Raw genomic sequence first — 4193 nt, 5'->3', positions numbered from 1 at the left:
TGGGGCGGACCCGGGGCCGGGGCGCAAGGCCCCGCCCGCCGGCGCGGGGACCGGTGGCGCGGGGACCGCCGGCGCGGGGACCGGTGGCGGGACAGCCCCCGGGGCTCCCCTCGCGCCACGGTGCCACGATGCCCGGGCCGGTGGCCGGACGACCCCCAGGGCTCCCCCGGTCACTCGGCGCCCGATCCGGCGTGTGGAGCGGTCAGCCGCTGGAGACGGCCCTCAGATGGGGCTTGCCCCGCCGCACCTTCGGTGTCGGGGTGCCCCTGCGCTCGCGCAGCACCAGGGTCATCCGGGTGTACCCCCGGTCCTGGAGCGTCGCCGGAGTCTCGTCCACGATCCGGCAGTCGGCGTGCCCCCACTGCGGATCGGGGTGGTACAGCGGCCGTACGGCTCCGTCGTGGTGGACGGCCGCCGCGCCCGCCACCCGCATCCAGTGCGGCAGTCCGCAGCGGTACGCCGCGTCCATGATGGGATCGTCCGCGATCTCCCCGCGAATGGCCTGAAGCACACCGTCGTCCTCGTAACGCTCCAGAGCCGATTCCAGCTGCGCCAGCAGCGGCAGACACCAGCTGGTCTCACGGTCCCCGAGGACCGAGCCCGCGTCCGGGTGGAAGAGGACGAAGCGCAGGAAGTTCTGGTCCGGCATCGCCGTGGGGTGGTCTCCCATCCCACGGAACAGCGCCTGGAACGCCGGGTTGACATGCGTCACATCCCAGCGGCGGTCGAAGAGCACCGAGGGCAGCGGCACGGCGTCCATCATCGTCGCGTAGTCCCGCAGATACGCCTGAGTGCCCGGGTCCTGCGGGATGAGCCGCTCCGAGGCGGCCAGCGGCTCCGGGGGCCGCACGGGCGGCGGCAGCGGCGCTCGCTGGAACATCTGCCCGGAGGGGAAGGCCGGGCCGGACGGCCGGGCGGGCCCCATCGGGGACACGGCCCTCGCCGGCGTCCCGTTCAGCGGCCTCGGCGGCTCCCGGTCGACGGCGAGACGGAACAGCCAGCCGCCCTGCTGGTCGGTCATCTCCAGGGCCTTGACCAGGGCGTAGAGCCGTTCCTCGGTCCAGTCCTCGGAGGGTGTGCACTCCCACGCGTCATAGGTGCGGGTGCTGATGTCGAGCCGGGCGGCGACCTCCGCCACGCTCAGCCCCAGCTCTTCTCTGCGCCCGCGCAGTATGTCGGTCAGCCTCCGCGACCGGAGCGAGCCCCGGCCGGTCCCCGTGCACCCTCGACGCCCGTGGACACCCGAACGGTCAGAACCCGCCTCATGTGTCATCGAGAACGCCACCCTTCTCGAAGTCCCGCTGCGGCAGCGCCCTTTGGATCTTCACCCCGCCCGGCGATCCTGCTACCGGAAGAGCCATCATGTCAACTATCGTGGCATTCAGCGCCGCAGAGCGCTGAGAACGCGCCACAGCTGTGGCAAGACCTGGCTGTACGTCCGGGAAACGGTTAACCTCCGGGCAGCCAACTGTGTGCGGAGCCATCTCGCGTGATCTAGGAGACCCACTGGTGACAGACGGCTTCTTGGTTCCGGGCCCGGCAGCCGCAGGCCCCCTTGCGGCGTCGGTTGCCCGTGTCACCGAACTCGCAGGCAAACTGGGACTGAGCCATCGCGAGGTCTTCGACCTGCACCAGCTCTCCGAGGCTTCGGGCGTGCCGGCCGAGGTGGTCGGCGCCCTGCTGGACGGCCGTCCCGCGGGCGAGCCCGACCTCCAGGCGCGCTTCCTCCAGCGCTTCGATCTGCTGCGGCGGACCCGGCTCAAGCCCAACGGCCGCCGCTACACCCAGCAGGAGATCGCGGACGGCGCCGGGATGTCCCGGCAGCAGGCGGGCGCCCTCATCAACGGCGACCGCCGCCCGACCATGGAGCACTGCGACGCCATCCAGCGGTTCTTCAAGGTCCACGCCGGCTTTCTCACCGCCGAGGACGCCGACGCCCTCAACGGCGCCCTCCAGCGCACCGAACAGCGCCTGCTCCAGGACTACGCCGGAGACGGCGACCCGCTGGAGCGGCTGCTCCAGGACCACGGGGTCCGGGGCATCGCCTGGCGTGCCGCCCAGCTCCCCACCGACAAGCACCGCGACAAGGTCACCGAGTGGCTCGACATGCTGCTGGAGAGCGTCAAGCCGGTGGAACCAGCCGATTCGTCAAAGCAGACGGAAAGATGACTTCAGAAACGTGCTGATGTCAGGGCAGGGTTGAGGCCGCACACGCGCACACGGCCACTGCGGGGGAGAGGAGAACGGTGAGCATTGGCAAGGAGATGCGTCGGCTCTGCGGCGAGCTGGTAGCCGGACTCGATCTGCCCGCGCCCGCGGAGCCCGCCGATCTCTACGCCGCCCTGTGCGGCCAGATGAGCGGCCGGCGCGGCCGTCCCGTGCGCTACCGGATGGCCACCTTCCCACCGGGCACGGCCAGCGGACTCTGGCTGGATATGACGGACCAGGACCTGATCGTCATCGAGGAGCGCACCGCGCCCGACCACCAGCTGGTCATCCTCGGGCACGAACTGTGGCATATGAACGCCGGACACTGCACCCATCACATCGAGGGCGCGGCCGTCGCCGCCCGGCTGCTGTCGGACGAGGCCGACCTCCAGGACACGGTGCTGAAGGTCGCGGCCCGGACCCGTTTCGACCAGGACGAGGAGAACGAGGCGGAGAGCTTCGGTCTGCTGCTCGGCAGCAAGTGCCGCTCCTGGCTCGCCGGCTCGACCGGGCGCGGCCCCAAGCCCCGCGAGGGGCTCGCCGGGCGGATCGAGGCATCCCTGGGATACCGCGGGCCACAGGGCTGATCGGTGGAACGAACCGCTCGCGTCAGACTGTCCTCCCCTGTCGGCCGTGACCCGCTGGAGCCCAAAGCGGGCCGGGACACCGTGCGCCGCCACAATCTGAGCCTGGTGCTCCGGGCGGTGCGGGACTCGGGCGAGATCACCCGGGCCGGGGTGTCGGCGCGGGTGGGACTGACCCGGGCCGCGATCTCCTCACTGGTGGAGCAGCTGCTGGAGAGCGGCTTCCTCTCGGAGTCCGGCAAGACCTTCAGCGGCCAGGCGGGCCGCCCCGGCACGGTGCTCAAGGTGGCGCGCACTGGAGTGGCGGGGCTCGGCATCGAGATCAACGTCGACTATGTGTCCGTCTGTGTGGTGGACCTCGCCGGCACGGACCGGGTGCGGCTGGTCGAGCATCTCGACAACCGGGGCGTGCCGCCCGGGCAGGTGCTGCGCCGGGCCGCGCAGATCGCGGCCCGGGCCCTGACATCCGCCGCCGAGCAGGAGCTGAGCCCGGTGGGGGCGACGCTGGCCCTGCCGGGGCTGGTGTCCTCGGGCACGGTCCGGCAGGCACCCAATCTCGGCTGGACCCGGGTGCCGGCCGAGGAGCCGTTCGCCGCGGCGCTCACGGCGCTCCGCCCCCGGCTGCCGGTGCTCCCGGTGCGCTCGGAGAACGAGGCGAATCTGGCGGCGCTCGCGGAACTGTGGTTCGGCGGCCTCGGAACCGTACGCACCTTTCTGTATCTCAGCGGAGAGATCGGGGTGGGCGGCGCGCTGGTCCTCAACGGGGAGCTGCTGCGCGGGGCGCACGGTTTCGCGGGTGAGATCGGCCATGCGGTCGTGGTCCCCGACGGCGCCGAGTGCCGCTGCGGCGCTCGCGGCTGTCTGGAGCAGTACGCGGGGCAGTCGGCGATGCTGAAGGCGACGGGCATCGCGGACGCCAACGGCACGGCCGCCGTCGCCGAGCTGGAGCGCCGCGCCCGCGCGGGCGACGAGCGCGCGCTCGCGGCACTGGACCGGGCCGGTCTGATGCTGGGCCGGGTGCTGTCCGGCGCGGTCAATCTCTTCGATCCGGCGGCGGTGGTGCTGGGCGGGATCTACCGTCCGCTCTCCCCGTGGCTGATCCCCCGGGCCTCGGCCGAGCTCTCCGCCCGCGTGGTGTCGGGCCTCTGGCCCCGGGCGGGGACGCGGCTGCGGCCCTCCTCCCCGGCGGCGGACGCGGCGCGCGGCGCGGCGTCCCTGGTGGTCCTGGACGTACTGACGGATCCGGTCTCGTACGGGGAGCGCGCGGCGGCGGGATAGCCGCGCCCGGCCGGCGCCGGCGGGCCTTCGGGGAGGCGGGCCGCCCGCGGCGCCTCCCGTACCGCCGGCCGGAGCCGGCCCGGAGCCGCTCGGGCCGTCCGCCGCCGCCCCACCCCTTGTGCC

Annotated in this window: 4 protein-coding genes; 3 read left to right on the top strand and 1 reads right to left on the bottom strand. The window is 73.0% G+C overall.

Annotation, left to right across the window (positions count from 1 at the left end; translation table 11 throughout):
- Positions 1-202: 202 nt before the first annotated feature.
- Entirely contained in the window at positions 203-1138 is a 936-nt protein-coding gene (locus FF041_RS37900; protein ID WP_323391877.1) for an MmyB family transcriptional regulator, read from the bottom strand.
- A gap of 371 nt (positions 1139-1509) precedes the next feature.
- On the opposite strand from FF041_RS37900, the gene FF041_RS14830 reads away from it, so the two are divergent.
- From FF041_RS14830 to FF041_RS14820, 3 genes are all read left to right on the top strand, one after another.
- Positions 1510-2169 carry a helix-turn-helix transcriptional regulator gene (locus tag FF041_RS14830; RefSeq protein ID WP_323371766.1) on the top strand — a complete coding sequence of 220 codons (660 nt, stop codon included), beginning with the start codon at positions 1510-1512 and terminating at the stop codon, positions 2167-2169.
- A gap of 95 nt (positions 2170-2264) precedes the next feature.
- On the top strand, positions 2265-2795 hold the full coding sequence (locus FF041_RS14825) for a toxin-antitoxin system, toxin component (protein WP_153483961.1): 531 nt from the start codon (positions 2265-2267) through the stop codon (positions 2793-2795).
- Positions 2796-2798: 3 nt separating this feature from the next.
- Positions 2799-4070, top strand: a complete 1272-nt coding sequence (locus FF041_RS14820) for an ROK family protein (protein ID WP_323391876.1) — start codon at positions 2799-2801, stop codon at positions 4068-4070.
- Positions 4071-4193 lie beyond the last annotated feature (123 nt).

It is taken from the genome of Streptomyces jumonjinensis, from assembly GCF_009600885.1.
In the GTDB taxonomy this organism is placed as follows: domain Bacteria; phylum Actinomycetota; class Actinomycetes; order Streptomycetales; family Streptomycetaceae; genus Streptomyces; species Streptomyces jumonjinensis.
This window is presented reverse-complemented; position numbering and strand designations above follow the sequence as displayed.

Bases quoted from the DNA above. Each gene is read 5' to 3' on its own strand.
- FF041_RS14825 (WP_153483961.1), top strand. From the start codon at position 2,265: ATGCGTCGGCTCTGCGGCGAGCTGGTAGCCGGACTCGATCTGCCCGCG.